This is a genomic window from Streptomyces roseolus (assembly GCF_014649855.1).
In the GTDB taxonomy this organism is placed as follows: domain Bacteria; phylum Actinomycetota; class Actinomycetes; order Streptomycetales; family Streptomycetaceae; genus Streptomyces; species Streptomyces roseolus.
Genome location: NZ_BMTV01000002.1, coordinates 238,550 through 256,989, shown reverse-complemented (window position 1 = coordinate 256,989; position 18,440 = coordinate 238,550). Strand labels below are relative to the sequence as shown.

Annotated in this window: 19 protein-coding genes and 1 riboswitch; of the genes, 12 read left to right on the top strand and 7 right to left on the bottom strand. The window is 74.1% G+C overall.

All coding sequences use genetic code 11. The features are described from left to right. Window positions 1-61: 61 nt before the first annotated feature. Window positions 62-535, bottom strand: a complete 474-nt coding sequence (locus IE245_RS03245) for an SAV_6107 family HEPN domain-containing protein (protein WP_189945149.1) — start codon at window positions 533-535, stop codon at window positions 62-64. 163 nt (window positions 536-698) lie between these two features. Between IE245_RS03245 and IE245_RS03240 the strand changes: the two genes are divergently transcribed. The 5 genes from IE245_RS03240 (at window position 699) to IE245_RS03220 (ending at window position 6,708) form a co-directional block, all read left to right on the top strand. Further along, entirely contained in the window at window positions 699-1,562 is an 864-nt protein-coding gene (locus IE245_RS03240) for an ATP-binding cassette domain-containing protein (RefSeq protein WP_189945148.1), read from the top strand. Continuing rightward, entirely contained in the window at window positions 1,534-3,678 is a 2,145-nt protein-coding gene (locus IE245_RS03235; RefSeq protein WP_189945147.1) for a YhgE/Pip family protein, read from the top strand. The genes IE245_RS03240 and IE245_RS03235 overlap by 29 nt, the downstream gene beginning before the upstream one ends. A 29-nt stretch (window positions 3,679-3,707) precedes the next feature. Then, window positions 3,708-4,319: a TetR/AcrR family transcriptional regulator gene (locus IE245_RS03230; protein ID WP_189945146.1), complete on the top strand. Its 612-nt coding sequence runs from the start codon at window positions 3,708-3,710 to the stop codon at window positions 4,317-4,319. A gap of 309 nt (window positions 4,320-4,628) precedes the next feature. Further along, window positions 4,629-5,264 carry a DUF4126 domain-containing protein gene (locus IE245_RS03225; RefSeq protein ID WP_189945145.1) on the top strand — a complete coding sequence of 212 codons (636 nt, stop codon included), beginning with the start codon at window positions 4,629-4,631 and terminating at the stop codon, window positions 5,262-5,264. Window positions 5,265-5,274: 10 nt separating this feature from the next. After that, complete coding sequence (locus IE245_RS03220; RefSeq protein WP_189945144.1) at window positions 5,275-6,708, top strand: phytoene desaturase family protein; 1,434 nt, start codon at window positions 5,275-5,277, stop codon at window positions 6,706-6,708. A 25-nt stretch (window positions 6,709-6,733) separates the two neighbouring features. Here IE245_RS03220 and IE245_RS03215 read toward each other — a convergent pair whose 3' ends face one another. From IE245_RS03215 to IE245_RS03195, 5 genes are all read right to left on the bottom strand, one after another. Next, the gene (locus IE245_RS03215) at window positions 6,734-7,543 is read right to left on the bottom strand and encodes a hypothetical protein (RefSeq protein WP_189945143.1); all 810 of its coding nucleotides are present in this window, start codon (window positions 7,541-7,543) and stop codon (window positions 6,734-6,736) included. 54 nt (window positions 7,544-7,597) lie between these two features. Next, window positions 7,598-8,512, bottom strand: coding sequence for a methylenetetrahydrofolate reductase [NAD(P)H] (gene metF / locus IE245_RS03210; protein ID WP_189945142.1), 915 nt, complete (start codon window positions 8,510-8,512; stop codon window positions 7,598-7,600). Between the two features lie 158 nt (window positions 8,513-8,670). Continuing rightward, window positions 8,671-9,324 carry a thiamine phosphate synthase gene (gene thiE / locus IE245_RS03205; protein ID WP_189945141.1) on the bottom strand — a complete coding sequence of 218 codons (654 nt, stop codon included), beginning with the start codon at window positions 9,322-9,324 and terminating at the stop codon, window positions 8,671-8,673. Window positions 9,325-9,535: 211 nt separating this feature from the next. Then, window positions 9,536-9,901, bottom strand: a complete 366-nt coding sequence (locus IE245_RS03200) for an Rv2175c family DNA-binding protein (RefSeq protein ID WP_189945140.1) — start codon at window positions 9,899-9,901, stop codon at window positions 9,536-9,538. A gap of 69 nt (window positions 9,902-9,970) precedes the next feature. After that, on the bottom strand, window positions 9,971-11,194 hold the full coding sequence (locus IE245_RS03195) for an NAD(P)/FAD-dependent oxidoreductase (protein WP_189945139.1): 1,224 nt from the start codon (window positions 11,192-11,194) through the stop codon (window positions 9,971-9,973). A gap of 82 nt (window positions 11,195-11,276) precedes the next feature. Further along, window positions 11,277-11,390, top strand: a riboswitch (TPP riboswitch). Between IE245_RS03195 and thiO the strand changes: the two genes are divergently transcribed. The 6 genes from thiO to IE245_RS03165 all read left to right on the top strand — a co-directional run bounded on the left by thiO (window position 11,388) and on the right by IE245_RS03165 (window position 17,058). Continuing rightward, on the top strand, window positions 11,388-12,578 hold the full coding sequence (thiO, locus tag IE245_RS03190) for a glycine oxidase ThiO (RefSeq protein ID WP_189945138.1): 1,191 nt from the start codon (window positions 11,388-11,390) through the stop codon (window positions 12,576-12,578). It overlaps the preceding riboswitch by 3 nt. After that, a complete protein-coding gene (gene thiS, locus IE245_RS03185; protein ID WP_169085659.1) occupies window positions 12,575-12,775 on the top strand; it encodes a sulfur carrier protein ThiS in 201 nt (66 codons plus the stop codon). The genes thiO and thiS overlap by 4 nt, the downstream gene beginning before the upstream one ends. A gap of 5 nt (window positions 12,776-12,780) precedes the next feature. Beyond that, window positions 12,781-13,575 (top strand): thiazole synthase, encoded by a 795-nt coding sequence (locus IE245_RS03180; protein ID WP_189945137.1) that lies wholly within the window; start codon window positions 12,781-12,783, stop codon window positions 13,573-13,575. Between the two features lie 101 nt (window positions 13,576-13,676). Then, window positions 13,677-15,599: a Stk1 family PASTA domain-containing Ser/Thr kinase gene (gene pknB, locus IE245_RS03175; protein WP_189945136.1), complete on the top strand. Its 1,923-nt coding sequence runs from the start codon at window positions 13,677-13,679 to the stop codon at window positions 15,597-15,599. A gap of 6 nt (window positions 15,600-15,605) precedes the next feature. Continuing rightward, window positions 15,606-16,454, top strand: a complete 849-nt coding sequence (locus IE245_RS03170) for a deoxyribonuclease IV (protein ID WP_189945135.1) — start codon at window positions 15,606-15,608, stop codon at window positions 16,452-16,454. Window positions 16,455-16,521: 67 nt separating this feature from the next. Further along, window positions 16,522-17,058 (top strand): DUF4396 domain-containing protein, encoded by a 537-nt coding sequence (locus IE245_RS03165; RefSeq protein WP_189945134.1) that lies wholly within the window; start codon window positions 16,522-16,524, stop codon window positions 17,056-17,058. A 28-nt stretch (window positions 17,059-17,086) separates the two neighbouring features. On the opposite strand, the gene IE245_RS03160 is transcribed toward IE245_RS03165, so the two are convergent. Further along, entirely contained in the window at window positions 17,087-17,731 is a 645-nt protein-coding gene (locus IE245_RS03160) for a sulfite oxidase-like oxidoreductase (RefSeq protein WP_189945133.1), read from the bottom strand. Window positions 17,732-17,912: 181 nt separating this feature from the next. On the opposite strand from IE245_RS03160, the gene bfr reads away from it, so the two are divergent. Beyond that, window positions 17,913-18,389 (top strand): bacterioferritin, encoded by a 477-nt coding sequence (gene bfr / locus IE245_RS03155; RefSeq protein ID WP_030493020.1) that lies wholly within the window; start codon window positions 17,913-17,915, stop codon window positions 18,387-18,389. The last annotated feature ends 51 nt before the right edge of the window (window positions 18,390-18,440 follow it).

Here is an 18,440-nt window from a genome sequence, read left to right as displayed (position 1 = left end):
TTGACTCCTCGGTGACGGGGTCGGACCTCCCCACCCTATGGCCTCGGCGATGTCGCGCGGATCAACCGGCGGTGCCGTCCGCCGGGGGCTGCCGGGGCAGCACCGGCTGGAGCACGAGGAGCCGCTCGACCAGCCGCAGGAAGTGGGCGGCGTCCCGGACGAGGTCGTCGGCCTCGCGCGCGCTCGCGGCGGCGGCGACGCCCGCCTCGGCGAGGGCCCGGCGCGGGGCGCCCGCGGCGAAGAGGGCGCTCCATTCGGTGAGCTCGGGGGCGAGCTGCGGCAGCAGCTCCCAGGCGCTCCTTATGGGCTGGCGCCGGCGGGTGCGGGGCTCGGGGCGGGCGCGGGCGGCGAGGACGGCGGCCGCGGCGCGCAGGGCGGCGAGGTGCGCGGTGGCGTACCTCTCGTGGGGGCGGTCGAGGGCCGCGGCCTCGTCGATTCCGGCGCGGGCCTTGGCGAGCAGGTCGAGGGCGGCGGGCGGGGCACCGGTCCTGCGGGACACGGGGTGGACGTCGGCTGCTGCGAAAGGACTGGCCATGACGAGCCTCCTGTCGTCGGGTGACGGCCTTGTCGCCGTCTGTGTCCATCGTGGAGGCACCCACTGACAATCGTTCTGACCTGGCGCTTTGCCAGCCGGGCGACTCGCGGGTAACTTTTGGACTGACCAGTCAGTTCAAAAGTGGGAAGCGGGGGGTGGGTCCATGGGATCCGACGACCTGACCACACGACCGTCTCCGGAGGGGGCCGCGCTCGTCGTCGAGGGGCTCGGGCTCAAGGGCCCCCGCGGCTGGGCCTTCCGGGACGTGTCCTTCCGGGCCGGGGCCGGAGCCCTGGTGGCGCTCGAAGGCCCGTCCGGCAGCGGCCGCACCTGTCTGCTGCTCGCGCTCACCGGCCGGATGAGGACCAAGGAGGGCACCGCCGAGATCGGCGGGCTGCCGCTGCCGCGCCGGATGGCCGCCGTGCGCCGGATCGCCGCGCTCGGCCAGGTCCCCGGCGTGAGCGAGCTCGACCCCTCCCTCACGGTCGCCGAGCACCTGCGCGAGCGGGCCCTGCTCCAGCGCCGGTTCGACGGCTCGGTCCGCGCCCTCCTCCGCCGCCCCGGCACCCGGGCCGCCGAGGCCCGGGCCCGGATCGACGAGGCCGTCGCGGCCGTCGGGCTCGACCTCGCCGCCCTGCCGAAGGGCGACCGGACCTCCGTACGGGACCTGGAGCGCCTGGAGGCGCTGCGGCTGTCCCTCGCGCTGGCCCTGATCGGCCGGCCCCGGCTGCTCGGCGTGGACGACACGGACCTGAAGCTGTCGGACGCCGACCGGGCCGAGGCCTGGGCGCTGCTGCGCGCGGTGGCCGACACGGGCACCACCGTCCTCGCCGTCTGCAGCGAGGCCCCGGCCGACGCCCTGCGGATCACCACGGTCGCGGCGCCCGCCGCCGCGGACCCGGACGCACGGGACACGGCCGAGGACGGCGCGGACGACACCCCCGGGGAAACCGGGGACGCCGCCGAAGACGACGACACCACCGAGGAGGGGGCGGACGATGCGCTCGCCGAAACTGGCCGCGCTTGAGCTGAGGCGCTTCGGCAGGGGGAAGCTGCCGCGCGCCGCGCTCGTCGCGGTCCTGCTGCTGCCGCTGCTGTACGGCGCCCTGTACCTGTACTCGTTCTGGGACCCGTACAGCAGGCTCGACCGGCTGCCCGTGGCCCTGGTCAACGAGGACCGCGGCGCCACCGCCGACGGCAAGCGGATCACCGCCGGCGAGGACATCACCGAGGGCCTGCTCGACAGCCGGACCTTCGAGTGGCACCGGGTGAGCGACGCCGAGGCGCGCGAGGGCGTCGAGGACGGCCGGTACTACCTGTCCCTGACCGTGCCCGGCGACTTCAGCGAGCGGATCGCGTCCAGCTCCGGGGACTCCCCCGAGACCGGCGCCCTGAAGGTCCGGACGAACGACTCCAACAACTACATCGTCGGCCAGATCTCGCGGACGGTCTTCTCCGAGGTGCGCACCGCCGCCTCCACCAAGTCCTCCCGGACCTTCCTCGACAAGATCTTCATCTCCTTCTCCGACATCCACGAGGCCACCGCCGAGGCCGCCAAGGGCGCCGCCGACCTCAAGAAGGGCGTGGACAAGGCCAAGAAGGGGTCCAAGGACCTCTCCGACGGCCTCGCCGACGCCAAGACCGGCAGCGGCGACCTCGCCGCCGGCCTGAAGAAGCTGGACAAGGGGTCCAAGGACGTCCAGACCGGTACGCGCAAGGTCGCGGACGGCACCCAGGCGCTCGCCGACAAGGTGAACGGCACCGCCGACAAGGTCCGCCCGTACCTGGCGAACAACGGCACGTCCATCCGCGACACCGCCAGGCTCGTCTCCGACTCGGCCACCGCCGCCCGCAACGACCTGGCGGACCTGGTCCGCCGCGCCCCGCTGCTGCGCACCGCCGCCCACAAGGCGGACGACACGCTCTCCCGGCTGCACCGCGAGTCCTGCGCGAAGCCCGGCACCACCCCGCCGATCGAGCTGCCCGAGGGCGTGACCCTGCCCGAGGGGTTCGCCCTCCCCGACAACAAGGAGTTCTGCGCCGCCCTGAAGGAGGCGTCGACCAACGCCGGGGACGTCGCGACCGTCGCGGACGACGTGCACCGGCTGACCAAGGGCAGCAACGGCGACCTGAAGACGCTCGACGAGCGGCTGAAGAAGCTGAAGAAGGAGGCCGACGAGCTGGCCGCCCGCGCCCCGCACCTGGACGAGGACGTCAAGGGTGCCATCCGCAAGATCAACGAGCTCAACAGGGGCGCGAAGCAGGTCGCCGACGGCGCCGCGCAGCTGCACACCGGCGTCACCGGCGCCCGCGCGGGCTCGGTCAGCCTGGACACCGGCGTCGGCAGGCTGAAGAAGGGCGCCGGCGACCTCGACGGCGGCCTGTTCAAGCTCGCCGACGGCTCCGGTTCGCTCGCCACCGGTCTCAAGGACGGCGTCGACCAGATCCCGGACTACGACAAGGCGGAACGCGACCGGCGTACGGAGGTCATGGCCGACCCGGTGCGGTTGGCCGCCCAGTCGCTCCACAAGGCGCCCAACTACGGCACGGGCTTCGCCCCGTACTTCATCCCGCTCTCCCTGTGGGTCGGCGCGATGGTCGCGTACATGATCATCCAGCCGATGAACCGGCGGGCCCTCGCCGCGGGCGCCTCCGCCTGGCGGATCGCGCTGGCCGGCTGGTTCCCGGTCGCGGCGATCGGCGTCCTCCAGGTCGCCGCGCTCCTCTCCGTCCTGCACTGGGGTCTCGGCCTGGAGATGGCCAGGGCGGCCGGCACGGTCGGCTTCCTCGCCCTCGTGACCTGCTGCTTCGCCGCGATCATCCAGTGGCTCAACGCCCGCTTCGGCGCGGCCGGCAGGATCCTGGTCCTGGCGCTCCTCATGGTCCAGCTGACCTCGGCGGGCGGCACCTACCCGGTGCAGACCAGCCCGGGCTTCTTCAACGCCGTCCACCCCTTCCTGCCGATGACCCACGTGGTCGAAGCGCTGCGCCGGCTCATCTCCGGCGGCGGGCTCGCCCCGGTCTGGGAGGCCGTCGCCGTCCTCGCCGCCTTCACCCTGGGCGCGCTCGCCCTGACCGCGGTCACCGCGCGCCGCAAGCAGGTGTGGACGCTGGACCGGCTCCACCCCGAGCTGTCGCTGTGACCGGCCCGGCCTCTGTGAGAATCGACCCCATGGACAGCAGCAGCACCCGCCGCCAGGCCACCCGCGCCAAGCTCTACGAGGCGGCCGTCACCCTCATCGCCGAGCAGGGCTTCTCGGCCACGACGGTCGACGAGATCGCCGAGCGGGCCGGGGTGGCCAAGGGCACGGTCTACTACAACTTCAAGAGCAAGACCGAGCTCTTCGAGGAGCTGCTGCGCCACGGCGTCTCCCTCCTCACCGCCTCCCTGCGGACGGCGGCCGAGGAGACGGCGGCGAGCGGCGGCAGCCGGGTCGCGGCGCTGGACGCGATGATCCGCGCCGGCCTCGTCTTCATCGACCGCTACCCCGCCTTCACCCAGCTGTACGTGGCCGAGCTCTGGCGCACCAACCGCGCCTGGAACTCCACGCTCCTGGTGGTCCGCCAGGAGGCCGTCGCCGTCGTCGAGGGCGTCCTGCGCGAGGGCGTCGAGGCGGGCGAACTCAGCGACGAGATCGACGTCCAGCTCACGGCGGCGGCCCTGGTCGGCATGGTCCTGGTCGCCGCCCTGGACTGGAAGGCCTTCCAGAGCGAACGCTCCCTGGACGACGTCCACGCGGCCCTGTCCCTGCTGCTGCACGGGCGCGTCGGCGGAGGCCGCTGAACCGGATCCCGGAGGCCGGATCCACGCGAACGAAAAGCGCCGGTCCGCGCGAGGCTCGATCCCCCCGAGCCACGCCGGACCGGCGCTTCCTTTCGTACACCCCCGTGCACGTCCCCCGTGCCGGCAGGCGCGCGGCCCCGCTCCGCCGCCCCGTGTCGGCGGTTCGGGAGCCGCGCCCCTTCCGTGGGCACCACTCTCTCCTCCGGACGGCTCCCGCCCCATCCGCGCGGGTACTCATCTCGGCGCCTAGGTACGGATACTCAGCCGACGCCCGTGACGGACGGGCACGGCCTCGTTACGATCACGAGCGTGTCCGTACTCCCCCTGGTCTTCACGAGCGGCTGGGCGAGCGGGATCAACGCCTACGCGGTGGTCCTGCTCCTCGGCGTCTTCGGCGCGACCGGACTCAGCGACGAGGTGCCCGAGGCGCTCCAGCGCACGGACGTCCTGATCGCGGCCGGCGTGCTGTTCCTCGTCGAGGCGGTCGCGGACAAGGTGCCGTACGTGGACAACGTGTGGGACTCGGTCCACACGGTGATCCGGCCGGTCGCCGGTGCCGTGGTGGCCGCCCTGCTGGCCGGCGAGAGCGGTTCGCTGCCGGAGCTGGCGGCGGGGGCGATCGGCGGGTCGACGGCGCTGATGAGCCATCTGGTCAAGGCGGGGACGCGGATGGCGGTGAACACCTCGCCGGAGCCGTTCTCCAACATCGCGGTCAGTACGGGCGAGGACCTCGCGGTCGCCGGCGTCATCACCTTCGCGATGTTCCATCCGGTGGCGGCGGCGGTGATCGCCGCCGTGCTGCTGGCGCTCGGCATCTGGCTGCTGGTCTTCCTGGCCTCGCGGATCCGGCGGTTCCTGCGCCGCCGGGCGCAGCGCCGCGAGGAGCGGAGGCTGGCGGCGGAGGGCGGCCCACCTGCGGACCGGTCTGTCGGCGGAGGCCGATAAAGTCCCTGGCATGGGACGGATTGTGGTGATCGGCGCGGGTCTCGGCGCCATGGCGGCGGCGGCCCGGCTCGCGGTCGCCGGACACGCGGTGACGGTGTACGAGCGGACGTCGACGTACGGCGGGGCGGTGGGCCGTTTCGAGCGCGACGGCTTCGCCTTCGACACCGGGCCCGGGCTGCTGCACCTGCCGGCGGTCTACCGCGATCTCTTCGTGAAGACGGGGAAGAAGCCGCTGGAGGAGTGCGTCGGGCTGAGCCAGGTCGATCCGGCCGCCCGGCACGTCTTCGCCGACGGCACGCGCGTGGACCTGCCGAACGCCTCCCGGGCCGGCACGGTCGCCGCCCTGGACGCGGCGCTCGGCGCGGGCGCGGGCGAGCGCTGGGGGGACTTCCTGGTGCGGGCCCGCGAGGCGTGGGACCGGACCCGCCGCCCGCTCCTGGAGGAGCCGCAGCCCGTCGACCCGAAGGCGCTCGCCCGGGAGCCGTACCCGGCGCTCAGGGCGGGGCTGCTGCGCCGCCCGACGCGGACGCTCGCCCAGGTCGGCGAGCGGGAGCTGCGCGACCCCCGGCTGGTCGCGCTCCTGGACGCGTACGCGGAGGCGTACGGCTTCCCGGCGGCGACCGCCCCGGCGTCGGCCGCCGTCCTGCCGTACATGGAGCAGACCTTCGGCAGCTGGTACGTGGCGGGCGGGATCCGGTCGCTCGCCGACGCGGTGTACGAGCGCTGCCGGGAGCGGCGGGTGGAGTTCGTCTTCGACGCGCGCGTGGACGAGGTGGTGACCGAGGGCGGCCGGGCGACCGGGGTCCGGCTGGAGTCGGGCGAGACGGTGGCGGCGGACCACGTGGTCGCGGGCGCTCCGGTGCCGGCGCTCTACCGCGAGCGGGTGGTGCCGTGGGAGCGCGCCGACGAGCGGCCCGCCTTCCAGGGGCACGGCACGGGCCGGCTGACGGTCCTGCTGGCGCTGCGCGGCGCCCGTGAGGAGGACGCCGTGCACCGGACCGTCGTGCACGGGGACGGGAGCCGGCCCACGGCGACGGTGCTGCGCCCGGACGACCCGGCGCTGCGGCCCGACGCGGACCACGAGTCGGTGACGGTCTCGGCGCGCGTGGACCCGGTGCCGGGACAGGACTGGGCGGAGCTCGCCGGGCGACTGGTGGGGGCCGCCGCCCGGGCCGTCCCCGGCCTGGCGGGGCGGCTGCTCTGGCAGGAGGTCCGCACCCCGGAGGACGTGCGGGAGGCGACGGGGACGCCCGAGGTCCCGGGCCCGGCGCTGGCGGACGCCGGCGGGGAATGGCTGCCGGCCGCCAACCTCTCGCCCGTCCCCGGCCTGTACTTCGCCGGCGGCTGGTCGCATCCGGGTGGCGGGCTCGCCCACGCGGGCATGTCGGGCGCGCTGGTGGCCGGGCTGATCGTGGAGGGCGCGGAGTTCCGCGGCTCGCAGTGAGCGGCCGCGGCCCCTCCCCGTCGGCTCAGTAGCGGTACGGGGACTGCTCGTCCTGCTGCGGCTGCGGCTCGTAGCCGTACTGGCCCGGCGCGTGGGCCTGGGGCTGCTGCTCGTCCGTGTCGCGCTGCTGCGGGACCCAGACGCCGCCGGGCGGGGTGTCGTAGGCGTACGAGGGGGCGTAGGGGTCGCCGTAGTACTGGGTGTACTGCTGGCCGTCGGTGCCGGGGCCGATGTACGGGTCGGAGTAGGCGGCGTACTGCTGCGGGGCGCCCGCGGTGCCGTAGTCGTAGGCGGGCTGCTGCTCGTAGCCGGTGGCGTGGGCGTCGTACGCGTAGCCGGTGGTGTCGTACCCGGGCTGCGGCGCGTAGCCCGGCTGCTGCGGGTCGTAGACGCCGTACTGGCCGGTGTCCTCGGGCAGGGGCTGCGGTGCGTGGACGTGGGCGGGGGCGTCCGCCCCGAGCGGCGCCTCGGCGTCGGAGCCGGGGGCGCTGTCGGGGTCGTCGTAGGAGAGGCCGGAGACCTCCAGGGTGGGGCCGGCCTCGGGGGCCGGGCCCGCCTTGCGGCGGCGGCTGGCGCCGGGGGTGCCGCCGATCGCCCAGCCGGTGGAGAAGCCGCGGCGGAAGGAGAGGGTCACGAAGGTCTGGCCGACGGCGAAGGCGACCGCGCCCGCGATGATGACCGCCACGGAGGGCAGCAGCACGCCGGCGACCACGCCGAGGAAGCCGCAGAAGGCGAGGAGTCGCCAGCGCAGCCGCGCCTTGTACTGGAGGAGCACCTCGCCGAGCAGCCAGAGCGCCACCAGGCCGAACGCGATGTAGAGGACCGTCCACCCCATGCCCCGCCGCCCCTCTCTACGGCCTCCGCCGCGGGTCGGGGCGGGTACGACCGGTCAGGACTGCTGGTGCAGTCCGAGATTCTCGTAGATCTCGAGCGTCGCGGTGGAGCTGTTGAGCGTGATGAAGTGCAGTCCGGGGACACCCTCGGCCAGCAGGCGCGCGCAGAACTCCGTCGCGAACTCGATACCGATGGAGCGTACAGCGGCGGGGTCGTCCTTGACCGCGAGGATGCGTTCTTTCACATCCGCGGGGAAGGCGGCGTTGCTGAGCTGGGGCAGCCGGTCGAGCGTCTTCACGTTCACGACGGGCATGACCTCGGGGATGATCGGGGTCTCGCAGCCGGCCTTCTCGACGCTGTCGCGCAGCCGCAGGTAGTTCTCGGGGTCGAAGAACATCTGGGTGACCGCGTAGTCGGCGCCGGCCCGGCACTTGTCGACGAAGTGGCGGATGTCGGTGTCCCAGTCCGTGGACCGGGGGTGCATCTCGGGGAAGGCGGCGACGCCGACGCAGAAGTCGCCGGACTCCTTGATGAGCCGGACCAGGTCGGCGGCGTACCGGACGCCCTCGGGGTGCTCGACCCAGTCGCCCAGCGGGTCGCCCGGCGGGTCGCCGCGGAGCGCCAGCATGTTGCGGATGCCGGCGTCGGCGTACTGCCCGAGGACGTTGCGCAGCTCGGCGACGGAGTGGTCGACGGCGGTGAGGTGCGCGACCGGGGTGAGGGTGGTGTCCGAGGCGATCTTCTGGGTGGCCTTGACGGTGCCGCCGCGGGTGGAGCCGCCGGCGCCGTAGGTCACGGAGACGAAGCTGGGGCCGACGGCCTCGACGCGGCGCATGGCGTTCCACAGGACCTGCTCGCCCTTGGCCGTCCGGGGCGCGTAGAACTCGAAGGAGTACGACGTCCCGGCGGCGAGGATCTCGCGGACCGTGCGGGCGCGGTCCGTACGGACGGAAGCGGTTCCAAGGGCCATACGGGCAGGTTAGACGGGGTCCAGGGAGGCGCGGAAACCGCGTCCGAGGAATGGACACCTTTTCGGACAGCGGTACGGGCCTTCCGCGGCGGTCCGTCGGGGCGGACCCGTGCGGGGCGGGCCGTCGGGGCGGGTCCTTCCGCGTCGGGCCGTCGGCGTCAGGCGTCGGCCCGCTCCCGGACGCGCTTGGCGAGGGAGGCGGCGGCCGCGGCCGGGTCGTCGGCCTCGGTGAGCGCGCGGACCACGACGATGCGGCGGGCGCCGGCGTCGAGGACCTGGTCGAGGTTGGTCTCGTCGATGCCGCCGATGGCGAACCAGGGGCGGTCCTGGGCGAGTCCCGCGGCGTACCGCACCAGGTCCAGGCCGGGGGCGTACCGCCCGGGCTTGGTGGGGGTGGGCCAGCAGGGGCCGGTGCAGAAGTAGTCGACGCCGGGCTCGGCGGCGGCCGCGGCGACCTCGGACTCCGCGTGGCAGGAGCGGCCGATCAGCACCTCGTCGCCGAGGATGGCGCGGGCGGCGGGGACGGGCAGGTCGCCCTGGCCGAGGTGGAGGACGTCGGAGCCGATGGCGTGGGCGACGTCGGCCCGGTCGTTCACGGCGAGGAGCGTGCCGTGGCGGCGGCAGGCCTCGGCGAGGACGGCGAGGTGCTCCAGCTCCTCGCCGGCCTCCATGCCCTTGTCGCGGAGCTGCACGACGTCGACGCCGGAGGAGAGCACGGCGTCGAGGAAGGCGGGCAGGTCGCCCTGGCGCTTCCGGGCGTCGGTGCACAGGTAGAGCCGGGCGTCGGCGAGCCGCTCACGAGGCGTGGGCATGGTGGTTCCCCCCGTCGGGTGGTGCCGGTGCCGCGGCGCGGGGGCCGCGGCACCGGCGGTGGTGGTTCGGTGTCCGGAGGCCGGTGTCCCGGGCTCCGGGGTGTCTCGGGTCCGAGTGTTCCCGACGCCGGGTCCCGGGCTCCGGGGCGTCTCGGCCCCCGGAGCCACGGACCCGGGCGCCTTGGACTCCGGCGCCTTGGACTTCGGCGGGTCAGACGGCGAGCGCCTGGGCGCGGCGCTTCACCTCCGTACCGCGATTCTCGCCGAGGGCCTGCGCGGGGGTGCCGGGCAGGCTCGGGTCCTCGGTGAAGAGCCACTCCAGCATCTCCTCGTCGGAGAAGCCGTCGTCCCGCAGGAGCGTCAGGGTGCCGGCGAGGCCCTTGACGACCTTGTCGCCCTGGATGAAGGCGGCGGGCACCTGGAGAGCGTTGTTCTCTCCTCGGCGCACGGCGATCAGCTGGCCCTCCTTCACCAGCTGCCTCACCCGCGTCACTTCGACGTCGAGCATCTCCGCGATGTCGGGGAGGTAGAGCCAGGCGGGGACGAGAGCATCGATGTTTGCGTCAATCTCGGTCACGGGACAAGCCTGCCATCCGGGACCGACAGTCGGTAGTCGGGCCCGCCCCGGCCGCCTCCGTCCGGGTTGTCACCGGACGGCGGACTTCAGCGGGACGGCCGGATCGGCGGCCCGCTCGGGGTCGACCGGGGTGCCGGCCTCGATGAGCTTGCGGCCCTGGGCGAGGTCGCGGGGACGGCCGACGGCGAGGAGGGCGACCGGCACCCCGTCGCGCAGCCAGAGCACCGCCCAGGAGGCGCCGGACGCGTCCCCGCGCCGGACGAGGGCGTCGGCGCCGGCGTGGTGGCCGGCGTACTGGACGAAGCGGCCGAACTGCTCGGACCAGAAGTACGGCACGGGATCGTACGGCTCCGGGGCGGCGCCGTCGGCTCCGGTGAGGTCGGCGGCGACCGTGCGGGGGCCCTGGAGGGCGTTGTCCCAGTGGTGGACGAGGAGCCGCTCCCCGTAGCGGGCGGAGGGGAAGGAGGCGCAGTCGCCGACCGCGTACACGTCGGGCAGGGAGGTGCGCAGCCGCTCGTCGGCGGTGACGGCGCCGCTGGGGTCGAGGGCGATGCCGGAGCCCGCGAGCCAGTCGGTGGCGGGGCGGGCGCCGATGCCGACGACGACGGCGTCGGCGGGGAGTTCGCGGCCGTCGGCGAGGACGACGGCGCCGGGGCGGACGGCGGCCACGCGCGCGTGGGTGAGGAGTTCGGCGCCGCTCTCGGCGTACCAGCCGGCCATGGCGGTGGTGACCTCGTCGGGCAGGGCGCCGGCGAGCGGGAGGGGGGCGGCCTCGACCACGGTGACGGTGCAGCCGACCTCGCGGGCGGCGGTGGCGAACTCGGCGCCGATCCAGCCGGCACCGACCACGACGACGGAGCCGCCGCCGGCCAGGACGGGGCCGAGGCGGACGGCGTCGTCGAGGGTGCGCAGCAGGTGGACGCCGGGGACGCCCTCGGCGCCGGGGAGGGTGAGCGGGCGGGCGCCGGTGGCGAGGACGAGGGCGTCGTACGGGACGGGTCCCGCCTCGGTGTCGAGTTCGCGGTCGGCGGGACGCAGCCCGGTGACGTCGAGGCCGAGGCGGAGGTCGACGCCGAGGGACGCGAAGTCGACGTCGAAGGCGGAGTGCTCGGCCTTTCCGAGGAGGACCGCCTTGGAGAGCGGGGGCCGGTCGTAGGGCTGGTGGGGTTCGGCGCCGATGAGGGTGACGGGGCCCGGGAAGCCCTGCTCGCGCAGGGCGACGGCGGTCTGCACGCCCGCCATGCCCGCGCCGACGATCACCACGTGCCGCTGGGTCTGCTTCTGCTCGCTCACCCGTCCACCATACGCATCTGACGGATCATCAGACAGGAGGCCCCCTGTGGAGCTCCGCCGACGGGGGCTAGGGTGGCGGGCACACACCACTCGCGGGAGCCCGGACGCACCGGGCTGAGAGGGAGGCTGACCGGCCTCCGACCGTACGAACCTGATCCGGGTCATGCCGGCGAAGGGAGGGGCGGGAACGCCCATGCGTCCTTCCGTAGGAACAGAAGACCGTCAGATCGCCGACGTCCTCGTGATCGGCGGCGGCGTCATCGGCCTCGTCACGGCCTGGCGGGCGGCCCTGCGCGGGCTGGCCGTCGCGGTCGTCGACCCCGAACCGGGCGGCGGCGCCGCGCGGGTCGCGGCCGGCATGCTCGCCGCCGTCACCGAACTGCACTACGGCGAGGAGACCCTCCTCGGGCTCAACCTCGCCTCCGCCGCGCGCTACCCGGCCTTCACGGCCGAGCTGGAGGAGGCCACCGGCCTCGACGTCGGCTACCGCGCCTGCGGCACCCTCGCCGTCGCGCTCGACGCCGACGACCGCGCCCACCTGCGCGAACTGCACGCCCTCCAGACCCGCTGCGGGCTCGCCTCCGAGTGGCTCAGCGGCCGCGAGTGCCGCCGCCTCGAACCCATGCTGGCGCCCGGGGTGCGCGGCGGGCTCCGGGTGGACGGCGACCACCAGGTCGACCCGCGCAGGCTGGCCGCCGCGCTGCTCACCGCCTGCGAGCGGGCCGGGGTGGTCTTCCACCGGGCGCTCGCCGAGCGGCTCACGGTGGCGGGCGACCGGGCGACCGGCGTCGTCCTGAGCGACGGCACGGCGCTGTCCGCCGGCCGGACCGTCCTCGCCGCCGGCAGCCTCAGCGGTCGGCTCGCGGGCGTGCCGCCGGCGGTCCTGCCGCCGGTCCGCCCGGTGAAGGGCCAGGTCCTGCGGCTGCGGATCCCCGCCCCGTACGCCCCCTTCCTCTCCCGCACCGTGCGGGCGGTGGTCCGCGGCAGCCACGTCTACCTGGTGCCGCGGGAGAACGGCGAGCTGGTCGTCGGCGCCACCAGCGAGGAGCTGGGCTGGGACACCACGGTGACCGCGGGCGGGGTGTACGAGCTGCTCCGCGACGCCCACGAACTGGTCCCGGGCCTCACCGAGCTGCCGCTCACCGAGACCCTCGCCGGGCTGCGCCCCGGCTCCCCCGACAACGCCCCGATGCTCGGCCCGACCGCCCTGCCGGGCCTCGACCTGGCCACCGGCCACTACCGCAACGGGATCCTCCTCACCCCCGTCACCGGCGACGTCATGGCGGAGGTGCTCACCACCGGCGTCCTGCCCGACGAGGCGCGCCCCTTCTCCCCCCGCCGCTTCCCCACCGCTCTCTCCGCACGTCAGGAGCAGCCCGCATGAACGTGTCCGTGAACGGCGAGCCGCGCGTGCTCGCCGCCCCCGTCTCCCTGGAGGCCCTGGTCACCGGCCTCACCACCGCCCCGTCCGGGGTCGCCGCCGCCGTCAACGAGACGGTGGTGCCGCGCGGCGAGTGGGCGGCGACACTGCTCGCCGACGGCGACCGGGTCGAGGTCCTCACCGCGGTGCAGGGAGGCTGAGCGCGATGTCCGACGACGTGTTCTCCCTCGGCGGTACGGAGTTCTCCTCCCGGCTCATCATGGGCACGGGCGGCGCCCCCAGCCTGGACGTCCTCGAACGCTCCCTGGTGGCGAGCGGCACCGAGCTCACCACGGTCGCCATGCGCCGCCTCGACCCCACCGTGCAGGGCTCGGTCCTCTCCGTCCTGGACCGGCTCGGCATCCGCGTCCTGCCGAACACGGCGGGCTGCTACACGGCCGGCGAGGCCGTCCTCACGGCCCGGCTGGCCCGGGAGGCCCTCGGCACGGACTGGATCAAGCTGGAGGTCGTCGCCGACGAGCGGACCCTCCTGCCCGACGGGGTGGAGCTCCTCGACGCCGCCGAGACCCTGGTGGACGACGGCTTCACCGTCCTGCCCTACACCAACGACGACCCGGTCCTGGCCCGGAAGCTGGAGGACGTGGGCTGCGCGGCGATCATGCCGCTGGGCTCCCCCATCGGCTCCGGCCTCGGCATCCGCAACCCGCACAACTTCGAGCTGATCGTGGAGCGGGCCGGGGTGCCGGTGATCCTCGACGCCGGCGCGGGCACCGCCTCGGACGCGGCGCTCGCGATGGAGCTGGGGTGCGCGGCGGTGATGCTCGCCTCGGCGGTGACCCGGGCCCAGGAGCCGGTCCTGATGGCCTCGGCGATGCGCCACGCGGTCGAGGCGGGCCGCCTCGCGCACCGCGCGGGCCGCATCCCCCGCCGCCGCTTCGCCGAGGCGTCCTCGCCGACGGAGGGCCTGGCCCGGCTGGACCCGGAGCGCCCCGCCTTCTGAGCCCGGCCCCGGCCGGGCCCCGAGCGGGGTACGTCACAAGCGTGCTGCGGTCGGGGCCCGGAGGGCGGGACGGGTCCGTACCGGCTCGTAGACTCGACGCCGTGGACACGACCCTTCAGGACCCCCTCGTCGGGCGGCTGCTCGACGGCCGCTACCGCGTGGACGCGCGCATCGCCGTCGGCGGGATGGCCACGGTCTACCGGGCCGTCGACACCCGCCTCGACCGCGTCCTCGCGCTCAAGGTGATGCACCCCGCCCTGGCGGCCGACGCGGCCTTCGTCGAGCGGTTCATCCGCGAGGCGAAGTCCGTCGCCCGCCTCGCGCACCCGAACGTGGTCGCCGTCTTCGACCAGGGCGCCGAGGGCGCGTACGTCTACCTGGCGATGGAGTACGTCTCCGGCTGCACCCTCCGGGACGTCCTCCGCGAGCGCGGCGCGCTCCAGCCCCGCGCCGCCCTGGACATCCTGGAGCCGGTCCTCGCCGCGCTGGGCGCCGCGCACCGGGTCGGGTTCGTGCACCGGGACATGAAGCCGGAGAACGTGCTGATAGGGGACGACGGCCGGGTCAAGGTCGCCGACTTCGGGCTGGTCCGCTCCGTCGGCTCGGCGACCGCCACCACCGGCGCGGTCCTCGGCACCGTCTCGTACCTCGCCCCCGAGCAGATCGAGCACGGCACCGCCGACACCCGGGCCGACGTGTACGCCTGCGGCGTCGTCCTGTACGAGATGCTCACCGGCGGCAAGCCGCACTCCGGCGACACCCCCGCCCAGGTCCTCTACCGGCACCTGAACACCGACGTGCCGGCCCCGTCCGCCGCCGTCCCCGGCCTGCCGCTCGAACTGGACGAGCTGGTCGCCGCCGCGACCGCCCGCAACCCCGAGGTCCGGCCGCACGACGCCGTGGCGCTGCTCGCCCTGCTCCGGGAGGCGCGGGCCGCGCTCACCGACGAGCAGCTGGACGCGCTGCCGCCGGGCGCGAGGACCGAGCAGCGGGACACCGGCGAGGACCGCACCAGCGTGATCGCCCGCCCGGTGCCCGCGCCGGAGGCCGCCGACCCGCACGCCGTCCAGCACACCAGCCGCCTCGCCACGCCCGGGCCCCCGCCGGCCGGGCCCCGCCGCCGCACCTTCCGCCCGGCACCGCGCGGTCCGCTCCTGATCGTCCTCGGCGTGCTGCTCGTCCTGGGCCTCGGCGGCGGCGTCTGGTACATCAACGCCGGCCAGTTCACCCGCGTCCCCGCCGTCCTCGGCCAGACCGAGCAGGCGGCCCGCGAGCGGCTCGCCGACGCGGGCCTGGAGCCGGGCACGACGAAGCGCGCCTTCAGCGACGTGTACGAGCGCGGCACCGTGATGGCCGTCGACCCGGCGCCCGGCGAGCGGGTCCGCAGCCACGTCACCGTCACGCTCACCCTCTCCCGGGGGCCGGAGATCGTGAAGGTCCCCAACCTCAAGAACAAGCCGCTCGACGAGGCCAGGCGGATCCTCACCGAGCAGGGCCTCGCCCCCGGCGTGGTCACCTCGGCCTTCAGCACGACCGTCGCCCAGGGCGCGGTGATCGGCTCCGACCCGGAGCCGGGCACCGAGCGGGCCCCGGACTCGGCCGTGGCGCTGGTGGTCAGCAAGGGGGCCCCGGTCGACGTCCCGGACGTCACCGGCGAGACCGTCGCCGACGCCACCGCCGCCCTCCAGGAGGCCGGCCTCAAGGTCTCCGTCGCGCCGGAACGGGTGCACTCCCCCGAGGACGCCGGATCGGTCGCCGCCCAGTCCCTCGCCGAGGGCAGCCGGGCCGCGAAGGGCGACGCGGTCACCCTGACCGTCTCCAAGGGCCCGCGCCCGGTCGAGGTGCCGGACGTCGTCGGCCTGTCGACCGACGAGGCCCGCGAGAAGCTGGAGGCGGCGGGCTTCGAGGTCAAGGTGCAGAAGAGCTTCCCCTTCCTCGGCGACGAGGTCACGGGCCAGTCCGTGGAGGGCGGCCTGACCGCCCCGGAGGGCTCCACCGTCGCCATCACCGTCAAGGGAATCTGAGAGAACATGCGCAACCCCGTCGGCGGCCACGTCCCCGTGGCCGGCGGTCTCGCCTCGACCGGCCTCGGCTACGCCCGCGAGCTGGGCGCCGAGACCGTCCAGGTCTTCGTCGCCAACCCGCGCGGGTGGGCCACCCCCACCGGCAACCCCGCCCAGGACGAGCGGTTCCGGGAGGAGTGCGCCGAGGGATCGATCTCGGCCTGGGTGCACGCCCCCTATCTGATCAACTTCGGGTCCCACACCGAGGCCACCGTCGAGAAGTCGGTGGAGTCGCTGCGGCACTCGCTGCGGCGCGCCCGGGAGATCGGCGCGAAGGGCGTGGTCGTGCACACCGGCTCCGCGACCGGGGGCCGTCCGCGGGAGGAGGCGCTGGCGCAGGTACGGGAGCGGATGCTGCCGCTGCTCGACGAGCTGACCCACGAGGACGACCCGTACCTCCTCCTGGAGTCCACGGCCGGCCAGGGCTTCTCGCTCTGCTCCAGGGCGGAGGACTTCGGCCCGTACTTCGACGCCCTCGACCACCACCCCCGGCTGGGCGTCTGTCTCGACACCTGCCACATCTTCGCGGCCGGCCACGACCTGACCGCGCCGGGCGGGGCGGCACGCACCCTGGACGAGCTGGTCGCCACGGTCGGCGAGGGCCGGCTCCGGCTGATCCACGCCAACGACTCGAAGGACGTCGCCGGGGCGCACAAGGACCGGCACGCCAACATCGGCGTCGGTCACATCGGGCAGGAGGCGTTCCGGCAGCTGCTGCGCCACCCGGCCACCGACGGCGTACCGCTGGTCATCGAGACCCCGGGCGGCAGGGAAGGCCACGTCGCCGACATCGAGCTGCTGAAGAAGCTCCGTTGAGGAGTACCCCAAGGGGGTATACGGTTCCTTGAGGAGCAGGAACCGCTACCCGAGGTGGGGGACCCTCATGGAGCACGAGACGCACGACCACACCGGCCACGACCACCACACCGGCCACGACTCTCACGCCGGGCACGACCACCACGCCGGTCACGGCGGCGGAGGGGCGGCGTCCTGGAGCACGGCGGCGAAGGCCACCCTCCACTGCCTCACCGGCTGCGCCGTCGGCGAGGTCCTGGGCATGATCATCGGCACCGCGCTCGGCTGGGGCAACGCGCCGACCATGGTCCTCGCGATCGCCCTCGCGTTCTTCTTCGGCTACGCGCTCACGCTGCGCGGCGTCCTCGCCGCCGGCCTGGACTTCGCGTCCGCCTTCAAGGTCGCGCTCGCCGCCGACACCCTCTCCATCCTCGTGATGGAGATCGTCGACAACGGCGTGCTGCTGCTGGTCCCCGGCGCCATGGACGCCCACCTGGACGACGCCCTCTTCTGGGGTGCGCTCGCCTTCGCCTTCCTCGTCGCCTTCCTGGTCACCACGCCGGTGAACAAGTGGCTGATCGGGCGGGGCAAGGGCCACGCGGTGGTCCACCGGTACCACCGCTGACCACGCCGTACGCGACGGCCGGGGGCCGCTACAGCTCCGGGCCGTCGCCCGGTTCCTCCTGGTAGGAGTAGCGCTGCTCGGTCCACGGGTCGCCGATGTTGTGGTAGCCGCGCTCCTCCCAGAAGCCCCGGCGGTCGGCCGTCATGTACTCCACGCCCCGGACCCACTTGGGGCCCTTCCACGCGTACAGGTGCGGCACGACGAGCCGCAGCGGGAAGCCGTGTTCGGCGGTGAGCAGCTCGCCGTCCTTGTGGGTGGCGAAGATGGTGCCCTCGGCGGCGAAGTCGGCGAGCCGCATGTTGGCGCTGTAGCCGTACTCGGCCCAGACCATCACATGGGTGACGTGCGGCGCGGGCGGCGCCAGCTCCAGGACCGTACGGGCGGCGACCCCGCCCCACTCGGCGCCGAGCATGCTGAACTTCGTGACGCAGTGGAGGTCGGCGACCACCGTGGAGAACGGCAGGGCCGAGAACTCCTCGTGGTTCCAGCAGCGCTTGTCGCCGTCGGCGGTCGCGCCGAAGACGCGGAACTCCCAGCGCTCCGGCTTGAACTTGGGCACGGGCCCGTAGTGGGTGACCGGCCAGCCGCGCTGGAGCCGCTGCCCCGGCGGAAGCTCGGGCGACATCTCCGGCGTCCCCGCGTCCCGGTGTACCCCGCTCTCCGGCTGAACCATGTCCTCCATGGTGACAGACGGCGAGGGGTGGTCATGACCAGCCACCCACCCGGACGCACCCATTCGGGCAAGTCCTACTAAGCCTCCACTTACTGGACGCCCCCCATTCGGAGTGCGAGGATGCGGCCATCCTGTCCCGTGAGGGGCCGGGCACATTCCGTGAGGGAAGGAACCTGGAGCGATGCAGGGCGACCCCGAGGTCCTGGAGTTTCTGAACGAGCAGCTCACCGGCGAGCTCACGGCCATCAACCAGTACTGGCTGCACTACCGCATCCAGGACAACAAGGGCTGGACGAAGCTCGCGAAGTACACCCGCGAAGAGTCCATCGACGAGATGAAGCACGCGGACAAGCTGACCGAGCGCATCCTGATGCTCGACGGCCTGCCCAACTACCAGCGGCTCTTCCACGTGCGCGTCGGCCAGACCGTCACCGAGATGTTCCAGGCGGACCGCCAGGTCGAGGTGGAGGCGATCGACCGCCTCAAGCGGGGCATCGAGGTCATGCGCGCCAAGGGTGACATCACCTCGGCCAACCTCTTCGAGGAGATCCTCGCGGACGAGGAGCACCACATCGACTACCTGGACACCCAGCTCGAACTGATCGAGTCCCTGGGCGAGGCGCTCTACCTCTCGACGCTCATCGAGCAGCCGAGCTAGGGCGTGTCTTTCGGATCAGGCCGGATCAGCTCGCGGCGTCTGGTGCCGTGC